Genomic DNA, 16,759 nt, shown 5'->3' on the forward strand with positions numbered 1-16,759 from the left:
GGCCGCCCCGAACGGGCGAGGCGGAATGAGACAGATCGGCTGGAACTGGCTGGGCGTCCTGCCCTTTTTCGCCTTCGCGCTGCTGTTTCTGGTGCTGCCGACGATGAACATCGTCATCGGCGCCTTCCAGAACCCGCAGGGCGAGTTCACGCTGGCCAACCTGGCTGGGCTCGCCTCGCCGCGGATCGTGTCGAGCTTTGCCATCTCGATCAAGATCTCGCTGGCCTCGGCGCTGCTGGGTTGCCTGATCGGCTTTGCCATGGCGGCGGCGGTGGTGATGGGGGGCGTGCCGGGCTGGATCAAGGGGCCGCTGATGACCTTTTCCGGCGTCGCCTCGAATTTCGCCGGCGTGCCGCTGGCCTTTGCCTTCATCGCCACGCTGGGGCGGGTGGGGCTGGTCACGATGCTGCTGCGGCAATGGTTCGGCATCAACATCTATGCCATGGGCTTCAACCTGCTGTCGTTCTGGGGCCTGACGCTGACCTATCTGTTCTTCCAGATCCCGCTGATGATCCTGATCATCACCCCGGCGCTGGAGGGGCTCAAGCGCGAATGGCGCGAGGCGGCCGAGGTCTTGGGCGCCAGCACCTTCCAATACTGGCGCATGGTGGCGCTGCCGATCCTGTTCCCGTCGCTTCTGGGCACCTTCGCGCTGCTCTTTGCCAACAGCTTCGGCGCGGTGGCGACGGCCTATGCGCTGACCGGCTCGTCGCTGTCCATCGTGCCGATCATGCTGTTCGCGCAGATCCGCGGCGACGTGCTGCAAGACCCGCACCTGGGCTATGCCATGGCCTTCGGCATGATCGTCGTCACCGGACTGGCGAACCTCGCCTATGTCGTCATGCGTGCCCGCGCCGAGCGGTGGATGCAATGAGGCGGGTCTGGTCCTGGGCGGCGCTGATCGTCGGCGGGCTGTATTTCCTGCTGCCGCTGATCGGCACCATCGAGTTCTCGCTGCGGATGCGGCGCGGGGAATATTCGCTGGATGCCTATCGTTCGGTCCTGTCGGACCCGAATTTCCGCGCCACCTTCAGCTATTCGGTGGCCATGGCGGCTCTGACCATCCTGCTGGGGGTGCTGATCGTGGTGCCGACCGCCTATTGGGTGCGGCTGCGCCTGCCGCGGCTGCGCCCGGTGATCGAGTTCATCACCCTGCTGCCGCTGGTCATTCCGGCCATCGTCGTGGTCTTCGGCTATATCCGGCTCTACAACACCAGCTCGATCCTGCCGCTGACCGGCACCGCCTCGGGCACCAACCTGCTGCTGCTTTGCGGCTATGCCACGCTGGCGCTGCCCTATATGTATCGCGCGGTGGATACCGGGCTTTCCACGCTGGACGTGCGCTCGCTGACCGAGGCGGCGCAATCGCTGGGCGCCGGCTGGGCGCGGATCATCGTCCGGCTGATCCTGCCCAACGTGCTGGGCGCGGTGATGTCCGGCGCCTTCCTGTCCTTCGCCATCGTCATCGGCGAATTCACCATGGCGGCGCTGCTGAACCGTCCCGCCTTCGGCCCCTACATGCAGCTCCTGGGCGCGAACCGCGCCTATGAGCCGGCGGCGCTGGCGGTGATCGCCTTTGCCGTCACCTGGGGCTGCATGGGGGTGATGCAGCTGATCTCCCGCCTGTTCGGCACACGGATGCAAGCGAAATGACCTTCCTGACCCTCGACCATCTGCAGAAATCCTTTGGCCCGACCAGGGTGGTCCACGACTTCGACCTGGGCGTCGAGAAGGGCGAGTTCGTGTCCTTCCTGGGCCCCTCGGGCTGCGGCAAGACCACGGTGCTGCGCATGGTCGCGGGGTTCGAGACGCCGACGGCGGGCCGGGTGGTGATCGACGGGCGGGACGTGACGCGCCTGCGCCCGAACCAGCGCCAGATCGGCATGGTGTTCCAGTCCTATGCGCTGTTTCCGAACCTGACCGTGGCCGAGAACGTGGGCTTCGGCCTGCGCACCGCGGGGGTGCCGCGCGCCGAACGCGCCGGCCGCGTGGCCGAGATGCTGGCGCTGATCGGCCTGCCGGACCTGGGCGGGCGCTATCCCTGGCAGCTTTCGGGCGGCCAGCAGCAGCGCGTCGCGCTGGCCCGCGCGCTGGCGCCGCGCCCGCGCGTGCTGCTGCTCGACGAGCCGCTGTCGGCGCTGGACGCCAAGATCCGCGTCAGCCTGCGCAACCAGATCCGCGAGATCCAGCAGCAGCTGGCCATCACCACCATCTTCGTCACCCATGACCAGGAAGAGGCGCTGTCGATCTCGGACCGCATCGTGGTCATGCACAAGGGCATCGCCGACCAGACCGGCACGCCGGCGCAGATCTACAACCAGCCCGCGACCGATTTCGTGGCCGGCTTCGTCGGCACGCTGAACCGTTTCGAAGCCGAGGTGCTGGACCCGGCCCGCGGCCTCGTCCGCGTCGAGGGGGCCGAGATCGCGCTGGACCGCCCCTTGCCCGCCGGCCGCATCACCCTGGCGGCGCGGCCGGAAAGCCTGCGCATCGCCGCCGAGGGCATCCCGGCCGAGATCACCGGCGTCGAGTTCCTGGGCTCGGTCCAGCGGCTGCGGGCACGGGCCGCGGGACGCGAGGTGGTGCTGGACCGTTTCAACGAACCGGGGGTGGCATTGCCCCAGCCCGGCGCGCAGGTGCGCCTGGCGGCCGCGCAGGCCGGATGGCTGGTCCTGCCGGGCTGAGGGGCCGGGCCTATTTCCGGTTTTCGCCGCGGATGGCCAGCGCCCGGCGCAGGTGGCCGGGCAGGATGGCGAAGCCCTTGGCATAGCGCAGGAACAGCCGGCGCGGGTTGGACAGCATCCGCCACAGCCATTCCAGCTTGATCCGCCGCACCCATTGCGGCGCCCGGCGCTGGTGGCCCGACAGGAAGTCGAGCCCGGCCCCGATCGAGGCGAAGCCCACATCGCCAAGCGCGTCGCGGGCGCGGATGGCGAAAAGCTCTTGCCGCGGGGCGCCGAGCGCCAGGAAGCACAGCCGGGCGCCCGAGGCGCGGATGCGGGCGATGATCTGGTCCGCTTCCTCGCCCGTCGGGTCGAAGGGAAAGCCCGGCGCATGGGTCAGCGCGACGCGCAGCCCCGGCACCGCCGCCTGCATGCTGCGCGCGGCCAGCGCCAGCGATTCGTCGTTGCTGCCGATCAGCGCCACCGGCAGGCCGGCCCGCACCGCCTCGGCGGCCAGGGGCAGCACCAGGTCCGAGCCGGGCGCCAGCGCCACCGGCCGGCCGGCGATGCGCGACAGCCAGACGATGGGGTTGCCGTCGGCGCAGACCAGGTCATGCGCGCCGTAGGCGCTGCGAAAGCGGGCGTCCTCGCCCAGCCTTTGCAGGTGGTCCACGTTGATCGTGGCGATGGCGAAGCCGCGCCCCTCGGCCAGCCGCTGCCGCACCGCGGCCAGCAGCGCGGAAGAATCCCGACAATTGACGCGGACGGCATTGCCGTCGGGAAAGCTGAAATGCATGATAAGCCCTCGGGTCCGGCCGGAATCGACGGCAGGATGTGTTGGCGGCGAGGGGATTGCAACGTCCTTCGCACCGCCGGTCGACAAGGCGGGGACGGGAGTCGGGCCATGCCCATATTGGCCTTCATGGTGCTGGTGACCTGGCCGGTGGTGGTGGCGGTGCTGTTCCAGCGCATGGAGCGGGCGCAGGCGATGATCTGGTCGATCTTTGCCGGCTACCTGCTGCTGCCGCAGCTGGTCGAGATCGACGTGCCCGCCTTTCCCGGCCTGAACAAGCACATGGTCCCGGCGCTGGCCGCCGCCATCATGGTCTATTTCGTCACCAAGGAGCGCGCCCGCAACGAGCCCGCGCCGCCGCCCATGGGGCCCTGGGTGATGCTGCTTCTGGCGATGAACTTCGCCGCGCCCATCCTGTCGGCGCTGACCAATCCCGATCCGCTGATCGACGGCGTCAACTATCGGCCGGCCATGTCGATCAGCCAGGGCGTGGCCGACCTGATCGTGCAGACGCTGCTGCTGCTGCCCTTCTTCCTGGGCTACAAGCTGTTGTGGAATGCCAGGGGCGCCCAGCTATGGGCGCGCAGCCTGCTGCTGGGCGTCCTGTGCTATACCGTTCCCATGCTGATCGAACTGCGGATGAGCCCGCAGATCAACGTCTGGGTCTATGGCTATTTCCAGCACGATTTCGTCCAGACCATCCGCTATGGCGGCTATCGCCCCATCGTCTTCCTGGAGCATCCGCTGTGGGTGGCGCTGATGACGATGACCGCCTTCCTGGCCGCCATCGCCTTTGCCCGCAACGAGCCGACGCGGCGCAACATCCTGATCGCGGTCTACCTGGCCTGCATCGTCTTTCTGTGCAAATCGGCGGGGGCGCTGGTGCAATCGCTGATGGCGGCGCCGCTGGTGGCCTTTGCGCGGCCGCGCATGATGGTGCTGGTGGCGGCGCTGGTGGCCACCGCCGCCGTCTCTTATCCGACGCTGCGCACCACCCCGTGGATGCCGCTGCAGGGCATCGTCAACCTGGCCATGTCCATCTCGCCCGAGCGGGGGCGCTCGCTTGAGTTCCGGCTGATGAACGAAGAGGAACTGCTGGAGCGCGCGATGGAGCGGCCGGCCTTCGGCTGGGGCGGCTGGGGGCGGTCGCTGTTCTACGATCCCTATAACGGCCGGCTGACCTCGGTCCCGGACGGGCAATGGGTGATCCTGATCGGGGCGCGGGGCATCTTCGGCTACCTGGCGCAGTTCCTGCTGCTGCTGACGCCGATCCTGGCGCTGCTGCGGGCGATGCCGGGCGGCCGGTATCCGCCGCGCAAGGCCGAGATGGTGGTGCTTGGCGCGATCTCGCTGATGCTGGCGATGAACATGCTGGACCTGATCCCGAATGCGACCCTGACGCCGCTGACCTGGCTGACCGCCGGGGCGCTGCTGGGCAATGCCCGCCGGCTGCGGCAGGGCGCGGGCGAGTCGGCTGATCTGCCGGCGGTCCAGCGGATTCTGCCTAAAAAGGCAGGCCTGCGGACGGTTTTATAGGTTGGTCCGAAGCGCGGGATTCGCTATGCCGGATACGCGCGCCAGTTGTTAAGTCATTGCTGCCCACAGGGGCATTCCACGAGTTCAATGAGGCACCGCATGGCCTTTGACAAACCCGCCGTCGAAGACGGTGATATCGCTATCATCGGCATGGCCGCCCAGTTGCCGGGGGCCGCGGGGATCGCCGAATACTGGGACAACCTGTGCCGGGGCGTCGAGGCGATCCGCCGCATCCCCGAGGCCGAGCTGATCGCGCGGGGCGAGTCGCGGGCGCGGCTGTCGGACCCGAACTACGTCCCCTCGGCCGCCGTGCTGGAGCAGTTCGACGAGTTCGACGCCGAGTTCTTCGGGCTTTCGCCCAAGGAAGCGGCGATCATGGACCCGCAGCACCGCAAGTTCCTGGAAACCTGCTGGCACGCGCTGGAGGATGCGGCGCATCCGCCCGAGCGTTTCGCCGGCAATATCGGCGTCTGGGCCGGCTGCGGCATGGGCAGCTATTACTACTGGAACGTCTGCTCGAACCGCGACCTGGTCGATGGCGTGGGTCATTTCCTGCTGCGCCATACCGGCAACGACAAGGATTTCCTGTCCACCCGCGTCAGCCATGTCTTCGACCTCAAGGGGCCCAGCATCAGCGTGCAGACCGCCTGTTCCAGTTCGCTGGTGGCGATCCACATGGCCTGCCAGTCGCTGAACTCGGGCGAATGCGACATGGCGCTGGCCGGCGGCGTGACCATCGAGCTGCCGCATGGCCTTGGCTATCTCTACAAGGAAAACGAGATCCTGTCGCCCGACGGCCATTGCCATGCCTTCGACCATCGCGCGCAGGGCACCGTCTTCGGCAGCGGCGCGGCGGTGGTGACGCTGCGCCGGCTGCGCGACGCGCTGGCCGATGGCGACCATATCTGGGCGGTCATCAAGGGCTCGGCCATCAACAACGACGGCGCGGCCAAGGCCGGCTACCTGGCCCCCAGCGTCGAGGGCCAGGCGCAGGCGGTGGCCGAGGCGCTGGTCATGGCCGGGGTTTCCTCGGACAGCATCGGCTATGTCGAATGCCACGGCACCGGCACTGCGCTGGGCGACCCGATCGAGGTCGCGGCGCTGAACCAGGCCTATGCGCGGGTTTCGGACGGCACGCGGCAGGGGCCGTGCCGCATCGGCTCGGTCAAGACCAATATCGGCCATCTCGACACCGCCGCCGGCAGCGCCGGGCTGATCAAGTCGGCCCTGGCGGTGCATCACGGGCAGCTCCCGGCCAGCCTTGGCTACGAGGCGCCGAACCCCGCCATCGACTTCGAGGGCGGGCCGTTCCAGGTCAACGACCGGCTGTCGGACTGGCCGGTGCCGGGGCCGCGCCGTGCCGGGGTGAACTCGCTGGGCGTCGGCGGTACCAATGCGCATGTGATCGTGCAAGAGCCGCCCCTGGCCGAGGCGTCGGGGGAATCCGACTGGCCGTTCCACATCATCGCCGTCTCGGGCCGCAGCAAGGCGGCGCTGGACGCCAATTCGGCCGCGCTGGCGGGTTGGCTGGCGACCAACCCGGCCGTGGACATGGCCGATCTGTCCTTTACCCTGACGCAGGGCCGGCGGCAGTTCGACCGCCGGCGCGTGCTGGTCGCGCATGATGCGGCCGAGGCGGCGCGGCTTCTGGCCGATCCCGACCCGCTGCTGGTCTTCGACCACCAGCAAGCCGGCGACCCGGCCGAGGCGGTGTTCATGCTGCCCGGCGGCGGTGCGCAATATGCCGGCATGGCGCGCGGGCTTTACGAAACCGAGCCGGTGTTCCGCGAATGGATGGACCGCGGCCTCGACCACATGGCGGCCGCGCATGGCGCCGACCTGCGCGCGCTGTGGCTGCCCCAGCCGGGGGCCGAGGCCGAGGCGGACCGGCGGCTCCTGCAGCCCTCGCTGCAGCTGCCGCTGCTGATGATCACCGAATATGCGCTGGCGCAGCTGTGGATCAGCTGGGGCGTGACCCCCGCCGCGCTGATCGGCCATTCCATGGGCGAGAATACCGCCGCCTGCATCGCCGGGGTGATGAGCTTCGAGGATTGCATCGGCCTGGTGCGCCTGCGCGGCCTGCTGTTCGACCGGGTGCCGGCGGGCGGCATGCTATCGGTGCCGCTGGCGCCCGAGGATTTCGCGGCCGAGCTGGCCGAGCTGGGGCTGGACCTGGCGGCGGTGAACGGGCCGGGCCTGTCGGTGGTCTCGGGCCCCGATGCCGCGCTGGACCGCTTTGCCGAGCGCATGGCGGCGCGCGAGGTGGAATGCCAGCGCATCGCCATCTCGATCGCGGCGCATTCGCGGCTGCTCGACGGGATCCTGGCCGAATTCCGCGCCTATCTCGCCTCGATCCCGCTGAATGCGCCGCAGATCCCGATCATCTCGAACCGCTCGGGCCAGCCCTTGACCGCGGCCGAGGCGACCAGCCCCGACTATTGGGTCGCGCATCTGCGCGGCACGGTGCGCTTTGCCGATGGCATCGCCCATCTGGCGCAGGTGCCGGGGCGGGTGTTCGTCGAGGTCGGGCCGGGCCGCGCCATGCAGGCCATGGCCAAGGCGCATCCGGCGGTCGCCGCCAACCAGGTGATTTCCACGCTGCGCCACCGTGACCATGCGACCAGCGACGACAGCTATTTCATGGGCGCCCTGGCGCGGTTCTGGGCCTGCGGCGGGCAGATCGACTGGGACCAGGTCTGGGGCGGCGCGCGGCGCCAGCGCCTGTCGCTGCCGGGCTATGCCTTCCAGCGCAAGCGCTATTTCATCGAACGCGCCACCCATGCCGCGACCGAGGCGGCCTCGGAACTGGCCCGGATCGACGCGCCCGCCGATTGGGGCTGGCGTCCGGCGTGGAAACTCGCCTCGCCGAATATCGAGATCGGGCCGCAGGGGCCGGTGGCGCAGGGCGCGCGGACCTGGCTGGTCTTTGCCGACGAGCTGGGCCTTGCCGCGCGCCTGACCGAGGCGCTGCGCGCCCGCGGCCAGCGCGTCGCCGTGGTCGAGGTGGGCGATACCTTTGCCGACAAGACGGTTGCGGGCGGCGACGGCCGTTTCCTGCTGCCGGTCGAATCCGACCGCGAGGGCTATGAGATGCTGCTGGCCGCGCTGGCCGGGCAGGACATGGTGCCCGACCGCATCCTGCACCTGTGGTCGGTGACGCAGGGGGCTAAGTTCCGCCCCGGCTCCAGCCTGCTCAACAGCCAGCTGGAGCGCGGCTTCTTCGGCCTGCTGCACCTGGCCCAGGCCATCGGCGCCGAGCTGCCGGATGCAAAGCTGGACCTGATCGCCATCTGCAACGACGCGCTGCGCGTCGCGGACGAACCCGCCCCGGTGCCGGAAAAGGCCACCGCCGCCGGGCCGATCCGCGTCATGCCGCATGAGATGCCGAATATCCGCGCCCGCCTGGTGGACATCCGCCTGCCGGCGAAGGGCCTGGACGCGCTGGCCGCCAACCTGCTGGAAGAGGCGCTGGCCCCCTCGGGCGCTGCCGTCGCCGCATGGCGCGACGGGCGGCGGTTCGAACAAAGCCTGGAGCGGGTGGCGCTGGAGGATGACGGCATGGCCGCCATCCCGCAGGGCGCGGCCTGCCTGATCACCGGCGGCTTCGGCGGCATCGGCCAGGCCATCGCGCGCGAACTGGCGCAGCGCGGCGGCGCGAAACTGGCGCTGACCACGCGCGGCCGGGTGGATTCGCCCGCCGTCATGGCCTCGGTCCGGCAACTGGAATCGCTGGGCGCCGAGGTGCTGGCGATCCGCGCCGACGTGACCAGCCCCGAGGACATGGCCCGCGCCGTGGCCGAGACGCGGGCGCGCTTCGGCAGCCTGGACGTGGTGCTGCATGCCGCGGGCGTGATCCGCGACAGCCTGATCGCGGCCAAGACCGACGACGAGGCCTGGGACGTGCTGGCGCCGAAGCTGCTGGGCACCCGCGCGCTGATCGAGGCGCTGGCGGAAAATCCCGCGAAGCTGACGGTGCTGTTCTCCTCGACCTCCTCGGCGATCGCGCCGGCGGGGCAGGCGGATTACGTCGCCGCCAACGAATACCTGAACGCGGTGGCGCGCTCGGCACCGCAGGCGCTGGGCCGGGTTGTCGCGGTCAACTGGGGCGTCTGGGCCGATGCCGGCATGGCGGCGCGGGCGATGGGGCTGGACACGGCCTCGGCCGTGGCGGTGCCGCAAGGGCGGCCGCTGCTGGACGAAAGCCTGCCCATGCCGGGCGGGCGCGAGTTCCGCACCGCGCTGAAGATGCAGGACTGGATCATCGGCGGCCACAAGACCGCCCAGGGCCAGGCGCTGATGCCCGGCACCGGCTGGATCGAACTGGTGGCCGAGGCGGCGCTGGAATGCGGGCTGAGCCTGCCGCTGGCGATCCGCGACCTGGAATTCCGCCGCCCGGTGCTGGTTTCCGACACCGCGCTGGTCAGCACCCGCGTTTCGCCCGAGGGCGATGCCATGCGCATCGAGATCCTCGACGATCCGCAGGGCGAGCCGAATGTCTCGGCCCTGGTCGCGGGCTTGCAGGAACCGGCGCCCGAGCCGCTGGCCGGCGGCGGGCCATGGGACCGGGACGGGCAGGGCGCGGCGCTGCCTTCGGCGCAGGAAGGCCGGATGGCGTTCGGCCCGCGCTGGCAGGTGCTGCGCCGCTATCGCGTCACCGGCGACGAGGGCGTGGCGGAGCTGTCGCTTGCGCCCGAATACGCCGCCGAGGCCGGGGAATGGCTGGCGCATCCGGCGCTGATGGACATCGCGACCGGCTGGGCCATGCAGCTGATCAAGGGCTGGACGCCCGAGAACCTGTGGGTGCCGATGGGCTATGGCGCGATCCGGCTTTACGCGCCCTTGCCGGCGCAGGTGGTCAGCCGCATCCGCAATGCGGGCGAAAACACCGATGCGCAGGGCATGGCGCAATTCGACATCACCCTGGCCGCGCTGGACGGCACGGTCGTCGCCGAGATCCGCGGCTTTGCCCTGCGCAAGCTGGCGGCGGCCATCGCCGCCACGCCCGCGCGCAGCCAGCCGCCCCGCAGCCTGTCCCCGGCCGAGCGCCGCTTGCAGCACAACATCAGCCAGGGCATCCCGGCCGCCATCGGGCCTGCGATGCTGAGCCGGGCGATCTCGACCGGGCTTTCTCAGGTCTATGTCTCGTCGCTGGACCTGCCGGCGCTGATCGCCGAGGCGGGGGTGGTCGAGGATGCCGCGCCCGCCGAGGGCGGGTTCGAGCGTCCCGACCTCGACAGCGATTTCGTCGCCCCGGCGCCGGGCATCCAGGCGGAACTGGCGGCGATCTGGTCCGGGCTGCTGGGCATTGCCCAGGTCGGCGCGGCGGACAGCTTCTTCGACCTGGGCGGGCATTCGCTGATCGCGGTGCGCATGTTCGGCCAACTGCGCAAGGCCTTCGGCGTCGACCTGCCGATCTCGACCCTGTTCGAGGCGCCGACCATCGCGCAGCTGGCCGCGCTGGTCGAGGAACGCACCGGCCCGCGCGAGCTGGTCTCGCCCGACAACGTGCGCGAATTGCCGGTCGCGGCCCGGCCGCGGTTCCGTTTCCTGGTCGACATGGGCGGGCGGGGCGAGGGCACGCCCTTCTTCATGGTCGCCGGCATGTTCGGCAATATCATGAACCTGCGCCAGCTGGCGCAGCGGCTGGGGCCGGATCGCCGCTTCTGGGGCATCCAGGCGCGCGGCCTGCTGGGCGACGACAAGCCGCATGAGGATTTCGCCGAGGCCGCCCGCGACTATATCGCGGAGCTGCGCCAGGTGCAGCCGACCGGCCCCTATCTGATCGGCGGCTTCTCGGGCGGTGGGCTGACCGCCTATGAGATGGCGCGGCAGTTGCGCGCGGCGGGCGAGGAGGTGGCAATGCTGGTCATGCTCGACACGCCCCTGCCGCTGCGCGAGCCGGTCGGCCGCAAGGACCGGCTGATGATCCGCCTGGGCGAATTGCGCGAGGGGGGCGCGGGCTTCGTCTGGAAATGGCTGCGCGACCGCGTGGCCTATGAATTCCAGCGCCGCAGCAAGGCCAAGGCGGTCGAGGCCGAGGTCGGCGCCGAGGCGACCGGCGCCTTCCACGACCTGGCCATCGAGGCGGCCTTCCTGGCGGCGCTGCCCCGGATGCGGCTTTCGGTCTGGGACGGGCCGGTGGCGATGTTCCGCCCGCCGCTCGACAAGCGCTGGAAGGTGACGGGCGGGCGCTGGATCAATTCCGGCCGCGACTATGTGGTCGAGGATAACGGCTGGACGCCCTGGATGCCCGACCTGCGGGTGATCGAGGTGCCGGGCGACCACGATTCCATGGTGCTGGAGCCGAACGTGCGCCGCCTTGCCTCGGTCCTGCGCGAGATCCTGCGCGATGCCGATGCGGACGCCCCGGCAAGGATCAAGGCGGCAGAGTGACCATGGACCCCGATGCAGCCCCGCCCAGCGTTCATGTCATCGTGCTGAACTGGCGCACGCCAGAGATGTCCTTGCAGGCCGCCGAGGCCGCATTGCGCGAAATGCAGGGCATCGACGGCGGGTTGACCATCGTGGACAACGATTCCGGGGACGGCAGCTACGAGGCGATGCAGGCGGGCGTGCAGGCGCGCGGCTGGCCTTCGGATCGCGTCGCGGTGGTGCAATCGGGCTGGAACGGCGGCTTTGGCGCCGGCAACAACCATGGCATCCGCCGGGGCCTGCCGGACGGGCGCCGCGCCGACCTGGTCTATCTGCTCAATTCGGACGCCATCCCGCAGCCCGGTGCGATCCGGGCGCTGGTCGATTACCTGGGCGCGCATCCGCGGGTCGGGATCGCCTGCTCGCGGCTGCGCGGCACCGACGACATGCCGCACAGCACCGCCTTTCGCTTTCCCTCGGCATTGGGCGAGTTCGAATCGATGAGCCGCACCGGGCCGATCTCGCGCCTGCTCAGCCGCAAGGTCGTCTCGCTGCCCCAGCCCCAGGTCTCGGGACGGGTGGACTGGTCGGCGGGGGCCTCGATGATGATCCGCATGGAGGTGCTGGAGCGCATCGGGCTCTTCGACGAGGGGTTCTTTCTTTACTACGAGGAAACCGACCTGTGCCGTCGCGCGGCGCGGGCTGGCTGGCAGACGCATTACGTCGTCGAAAGCCTGGTGCTGCATATCGGATCGGTCAGCACCGGCATGAAGGAATGGAAGCGCGCGCCGGATTACTGGTACGATTCGCGGCGGCGCTATTTCGAGAAACATCATGGGCGGCTGGGTGCGCTTTGGGCCACGGTCGCCCATCTGGGGGGCGCGGGGGTGTTCCGCCTGCGCTGCCTTATGTCGGGGCGCAAGCCGGATGGGCCGCCGGGCCATCTGGCGCAGCTGACGCGCCACGCCTTTCGCCCGCAACCAAAGCCCGTTCATGTTGAAAAGGGTAAGCCATGACGCAATTTTCCGCGATTCTGGTGGGTAACGAATCCTTGCTGCGCCACGCGGCCGAGACGCTGCTGGCGCGCGGGCATCGCATCAATGCCGTGGTGACGCGCAATCCCGACCTGCGCGACTGGGCGCAGGGCGCCGGGCTGGCGGTCGAGGACCAGGACGCGCCGCTGCCCGCCGATGCGCCCGCGGCCGACTGGCTGTTCAGCGTCGCCAACCTGTCGATCCTGCGACCCGAGATGCTGGCGCGCGGCCGGCTGGGCGCGATCAACTTCCACGACGGGCCGCTGCCCCGGCTGGCGGGGCTGAACGCCCCGGTCTGGGCGATCATCGGGGCCGAGCCGCAGCACGGCGTCACCTGGCACATGATCGAGGGCGGCGTGGATGAGGGCGACATCCTGACCCAGCGCCTGTTCGAGATCCGCGAGGACGACACCGCGCTGACGCTGAACGCGCGCTGCTTTGCCCGCGGGGCCGAAAGCTTTGCCGATGTGGTGGCGCAGCTCGAGGGCGCCGGCCCGCAGCGGCAGCGCCAGGATCTGTCGCAGCGGACCTATGTCGGCCGCGACAAGCGCCCCGAGGCGGCGGCGGTGCTGGACTTCACGGCTGCCGCGGCGCGCATCGGCGCGCTGGTGCGCGGCCTTGACCATGGCGGCTACTGGAACCCGCTGGCCATGCCCAAGGTCCGGCTGGCCGACCGCGTGCTGCTGGTCGCGGGTTTCGAGGGCATCGAGCCCGCCGTGGCCCCGCCCGGCACGGTGCTGTCCCATGACGGCGCCTCGGCGCTGATCGCGGCGGCGGACGCGGCGGTGCGGCTGCGCTTTGCCGGCGACTTGCCCCCGGTGGGCACGGTGATCCCGCCGCTTTCCAGCGAGGAGGCCGCGCGGCTGACCGACCTGGCCGGGCAGGCGGCGAAGCATGACGGCTTCTGGCGCGCGCGGCTGGCGCGGATGAACCCGGCGGTGCTGCCGGGCGAGGGCTCCGGTTCCAGCCAGCGCGTGCAGCTGATGCCCGGCGCGGGGCCCGCGCGGATCGCGCTGGCCGCCTCGCTGATGGCGCGGCTGGCGGGGCAGGCCGCCTTCGACCTGGCCCTGCGGCCCGCGGCCCAGCCCGAGGCGGCCGGGATCGTCGCCGACTGGCAGCCTCTGGCGGTCGAGGCGCCGGGCGAGCGGACGCTGGCCGATCTGGGACAGGCGCTGGCGGCGCAGATCGCCGAACAGGCCAGGCGCGGCTTCTTCATGGCCGACCTGCTGCACCGCGCGCCCGAACTGCGCGACATGGCCACGCCGGACCTGGCGCTCAGCCTGGATGCCCGCGGCCGGGTCCGGGATGCGGCGCTGTGCGTGACCCTGACCGAAACCGGCGCCTGGCTGGACCATGATCCGGCCCGCGTCACGCCCGCGCAGGCGCAGCGGCTGGCCCGCGCGCTGGACGGCGGCCTGGCGCTGCCCGGCTCCACCACGCTGCGCGACATCCCCCTGATGGACGCGGATGAGCGCGAGGCGCTGCTGGTCGCCCGCAACGCCACCCAGGCCGAGGTGCGGCTGGCCTGCATCCACGGGCTGATCGCCGAGACGGCCGCGGCCGACCCGGATGCCGTGGCGCTGGCCTTCGAGGATCGCACCCTGACCCGCGGCCAGCTTGACCGGGCCGCCAATGCGCTGGCGGCGAAGCTGGTGGCGATGGGCGTGGGCCCGGACCAGCCGGTCGGGCTGTTCGCCCGCCGCTCGCCCGAGCTGGTGATCGGCGCGCTGGCGATCTGGAAGGCGGGCGGCGCCTATGTGCCCCTGGACCCGGACTATCCCGCCGACCGCATCGAGCTTTACATCCAGGACAGCGGCGCCGGGGTGGTGCTGGTGCAGGACGGGCTGGCCGACCGGCTGCCGGCGCATGGCGCGCAGGTGGTGGGCATCCCGACCGACCTGCCGCATGGGCTGGTGGCGGCGCCGGTCAGCGCCGTCGGGCCGCAGAACCTGGCCTATCTGATCTATACCTCGGGCTCGACCGGCCGGCCCAAGGGGGTGATGGTCGAGCATCGCAACGTCGCCAATTTCTTCGCCGGCATGGACGCGGTGATCCCGCACCGGCCGGGCGATGCCTGGTTGGCGGTCACGAGCCTGTCCTTCGACATCTCGGTGCTGGAGATCTTCTGGTCGCTGGCGCGCGGCCTTCGGCTGGTGATCGCGGGCGAGGAATCGCGGCTGGCGGTGTCCTCGGTCCCCGCCCAGCCGCGGCGCGAGGTTTCGGGCGGCATGGATTTCAGCCTGTTCTATTGGGGCAACGACGACGGGCCGGGGCCGAAGAAATACCAGCTGCTGCTGGAGGGCGCGCGCTTTGCCGACCAGAACGGTTTCGTCGCGGTCTATACGCCGGAACGGCATTTCCACGCCTTCGGCGGTCCCTATCCGAACCCGGCGGTTTCGGGCGCGGCGGTGGCGGCGGTGACGAAGAACATCTCGGTGCGCGCCGGCAGCTGCGTGCTGCCGCTGCACCACCCGGCCCGCGTGGCCGAGGAATGGGCGGTGATCGACAACCTGACCTCGGGGCGGGCGGGGCTGGCCATCGCCTCGGGCTGGCAGCCGGACGATTTCGTGCTGCGCCCGGAAAACGCGCCGCCGAACAACAAGGCGGCGCTGGCCCAGGGCGTCGAGCAGTTGCGCCGGCTGTGGCGCGGCGAGGCGGTCGAGTTCCCGCGCAAGGACGGCAGCATGTTCGGCGTGGTGACGCAGCCGCGCCCGGTGCAAAGGGAACTGCCGCTGTGGTTGACCGTCGCCGGCAACCCGGAAACCTGGATCGAGGCCGGGCGACTGGGCATGAACGTGCTGACCCACCTGCTGGGGCAAAGCATCGACACGGTGGAAAGCCGCATCAAGGATTACCACGCCGCGCTGCGCGAGGCCGGCCATGATCCGGCGCGCTTCACCGTCACGCTGATGCTGCATACCTGCCTGGCCGAGGATCGCGAGACGGCGCGCGAGATCGCCCGCGAGCCGATGAAGAACTACCTGAAGAGCGCCGCGGCGCTGGTCAAGCAATATGCCTGGGACTTCCCGGCCTTCCGTCGCCCGGCGGGCATGACCAACCCGATGGCCATCGACCTGGGCTCGCTCAGCGAGGAAGAGCTGGACGGCATCCTGGAATTCGCCTTCCTGCGCTATTTCGAGGATTCGGGCCTGTTCGGCTCCCTCGAGGATGGGATCGCGCGGGTCGAGCAGCTGAAGGCCATCGGCGTGGGCGAGATCGCCTGCCTGATCGACTATGGCATCGCGCCCGAGCAGGTGATGGCCGGCTTTCCGCTGCTGGCGCGGCTGCGGGCCGAGGTGAACCCGCATGGCGCCGAACCCGAGGAGGGCGATTTCTCGATCGCGGCGCAGATCCGGCGCTGGAACGTGACGCATCTGCAATGCACCCCCAGCATGGCGCGCATCCTGGTTTCGGACCCGCAGGTGGCGGCGGCCATGGCCGGGCTGACATGCGTGATGGTGGGCGGCGAGGCGCTGCCGCCCTCGCTGCTGGCCGAGATCAAGGCGGCGACGCGGGCGCGGGTGTTGAACATGTATGGCCCGACCGAGACGACGATCTGGTCCACGGTGGCCGACCTGAGCGACGGCGGCGCGGTGACGCTGGGCCGGCCGATCGCCAATACCCAGGTCTATGTGCTGGACGGCGACGGCGTGCCGGTGCCCCCCGGCGCGCAGGGCGAGCTGTGGATCGGCGGCCATGGCGTGACCCGCGGCTATTGGCGGCGCGAGGATCTGACCGCGGCGGCCTTTCGCCCCGATCCCTTCGTGCCGGCGGATCGCGCCGCGCCTTGGGGCGCACGCATCTATCGCACCGGCGACCTGGTGCGCTGGCGCGAGGACGGCGGGCTGGACTATATCGGCCGGGCCGACCACCAGGTGAAGCTGCGCGGCTTCCGCATCGAGCTGGGCGAGATCGAGGCGCAGCTGGCCAGCCTGCCCGGCGTGCGCGAGGCGGTGGCGCTGGTGCGCGAGGACGTGCCCGGCGACAAGCGGCTGGTGGCCTATGTCACCGGCGCGGCCGAACTGTGCGAAAAGGCGCTGCGCGAGGCTCTGCTTGCGCATTTGCCGGCGCATATGGTGCCGGGGCGGATCCTGCGGCTTGAGAAGATGCCGCTGACGCCGAACCGCAAGATCGACCGCAAGCATCTGCCGGTGCCGGGGGCCGTCGCGCAGGCTCCGGCGGGGGGGGCGCCCGCGGCGGCCCACCGGGCCGCCCCCCCCCCCGCGGCCGGCGCCCCCAGCGCCCCCCCCCCCCAGGGACTGGCGCCGGCGGGGCAGGCGCCGTGGGGCCGGGGGGCGGGGGGGGGGGGGAACGGGCCCCGCGGCACATTCTTTTCTCTCCGCGGGGGCTTCCCGCGGGGG

Annotated in this window: 8 protein-coding genes; 7 read left to right on the forward strand and 1 reads right to left on the reverse strand. The window is 70.6% G+C overall.

Annotated features, from left to right (window positions below):
- Positions 1 to 25: 25 nt before the first annotated feature.
- Genes IT40_RS10520 through IT40_RS10530 form a run of 3 tightly spaced genes read left to right on the forward strand, consistent with a single transcriptional unit; the run spans position 26 to position 2,684 of the window.
- On the forward strand, positions 26 to 874 hold the full coding sequence (locus IT40_RS10520) for an ABC transporter permease (RefSeq protein ID WP_036754280.1): 849 nt from the start codon (positions 26 to 28) through the stop codon (positions 872 to 874).
- Positions 871 to 1,653, forward strand: coding sequence for an ABC transporter permease (locus IT40_RS10525; protein WP_036754282.1), 783 nt, complete (start codon positions 871 to 873; stop codon positions 1,651 to 1,653). The genes IT40_RS10520 and IT40_RS10525 overlap by 4 nt, the downstream gene beginning before the upstream one ends.
- Positions 1,650 to 2,684: an ABC transporter ATP-binding protein gene (locus IT40_RS10530; RefSeq protein WP_036754284.1), complete on the forward strand. Its 1,035-nt coding sequence runs from the start codon at positions 1,650 to 1,652 to the stop codon at positions 2,682 to 2,684. Before IT40_RS10525 ends, IT40_RS10530 begins: the two co-directional genes overlap by 4 nt.
- Before the next feature lie 10 nt (positions 2,685 to 2,694).
- Here IT40_RS10530 and IT40_RS10535 read toward each other — a convergent pair whose 3' ends face one another.
- The gene (locus tag IT40_RS10535; RefSeq protein ID WP_036754286.1) at positions 2,695 to 3,459 is read right to left on the reverse strand and encodes a WecB/TagA/CpsF family glycosyltransferase; all 765 of its coding nucleotides are present in this window, start codon (positions 3,457 to 3,459) and stop codon (positions 2,695 to 2,697) included.
- A gap of 108 nt (positions 3,460 to 3,567) precedes the next feature.
- Here IT40_RS10535 and IT40_RS10540 point away from each other — a divergent pair, with 108 nt between their 5' ends.
- From IT40_RS10540 to IT40_RS10555, 4 genes are all read left to right on the forward strand, one after another.
- Positions 3,568 to 4,992 (forward strand): hypothetical protein, encoded by a 1,425-nt coding sequence (locus tag IT40_RS10540; RefSeq protein WP_036754287.1) that lies wholly within the window; start codon positions 3,568 to 3,570, stop codon positions 4,990 to 4,992.
- A gap of 99 nt (positions 4,993 to 5,091) precedes the next feature.
- Positions 5,092 to 11,385 (forward strand): type I polyketide synthase, encoded by a 6,294-nt coding sequence (locus IT40_RS10545; protein WP_036754290.1) that lies wholly within the window; start codon positions 5,092 to 5,094, stop codon positions 11,383 to 11,385.
- Between the two features lie 2 nt (positions 11,386 to 11,387).
- The gene (locus tag IT40_RS10550) at positions 11,388 to 12,380 is read left to right on the forward strand and encodes a glycosyltransferase family 2 protein (protein ID WP_036754293.1); all 993 of its coding nucleotides are present in this window, start codon (positions 11,388 to 11,390) and stop codon (positions 12,378 to 12,380) included.
- On the forward strand, positions 12,377 to 16,759 hold a 4,383-nt coding region (locus tag IT40_RS10555), incomplete at its 3' end, for a MupA/Atu3671 family FMN-dependent luciferase-like monooxygenase (protein WP_036754295.1). The genes IT40_RS10550 and IT40_RS10555, both read left to right, overlap by 4 nt.

Source organism: Paracoccus versutus (assembly GCF_000763885.1).
GTDB lineage: Bacteria > Pseudomonadota > Alphaproteobacteria > Rhodobacterales > Rhodobacteraceae > Paracoccus > Paracoccus versutus.

Bases quoted from the DNA above. Each gene is read 5' to 3' on its own strand.
- IT40_RS10520 (WP_036754280.1), top strand. From the start codon at position 26: ATGAGACAGATCGGCTGGAACTGGCTGGGCGTCCTGCCCTTTTTCGCC.
- IT40_RS10525 (WP_036754282.1), top strand. From the start codon at position 871: ATGAGGCGGGTCTGGTCCTGGGCGGCGCTGATCGTCGGCGGGCTGTAT.
- IT40_RS10530 (WP_036754284.1), top strand. From the start codon at position 1,650: ATGACCTTCCTGACCCTCGACCATCTGCAGAAATCCTTTGGCCCGACC.
- IT40_RS10535 (WP_036754286.1), bottom strand. From the start codon at position 3,459: ATGCATTTCAGCTTTCCCGACGGCAATGCCGTCCGCGTCAATTGTCGG.
- IT40_RS10540 (WP_036754287.1), top strand. From the start codon at position 3,568: ATGCCCATATTGGCCTTCATGGTGCTGGTGACCTGGCCGGTGGTGGTG.
- IT40_RS10545 (WP_036754290.1), top strand. From the start codon at position 5,092: ATGGCCTTTGACAAACCCGCCGTCGAAGACGGTGATATCGCTATCATC.
- IT40_RS10550 (WP_036754293.1), top strand. From the start codon at position 11,388: ATGGACCCCGATGCAGCCCCGCCCAGCGTTCATGTCATCGTGCTGAAC.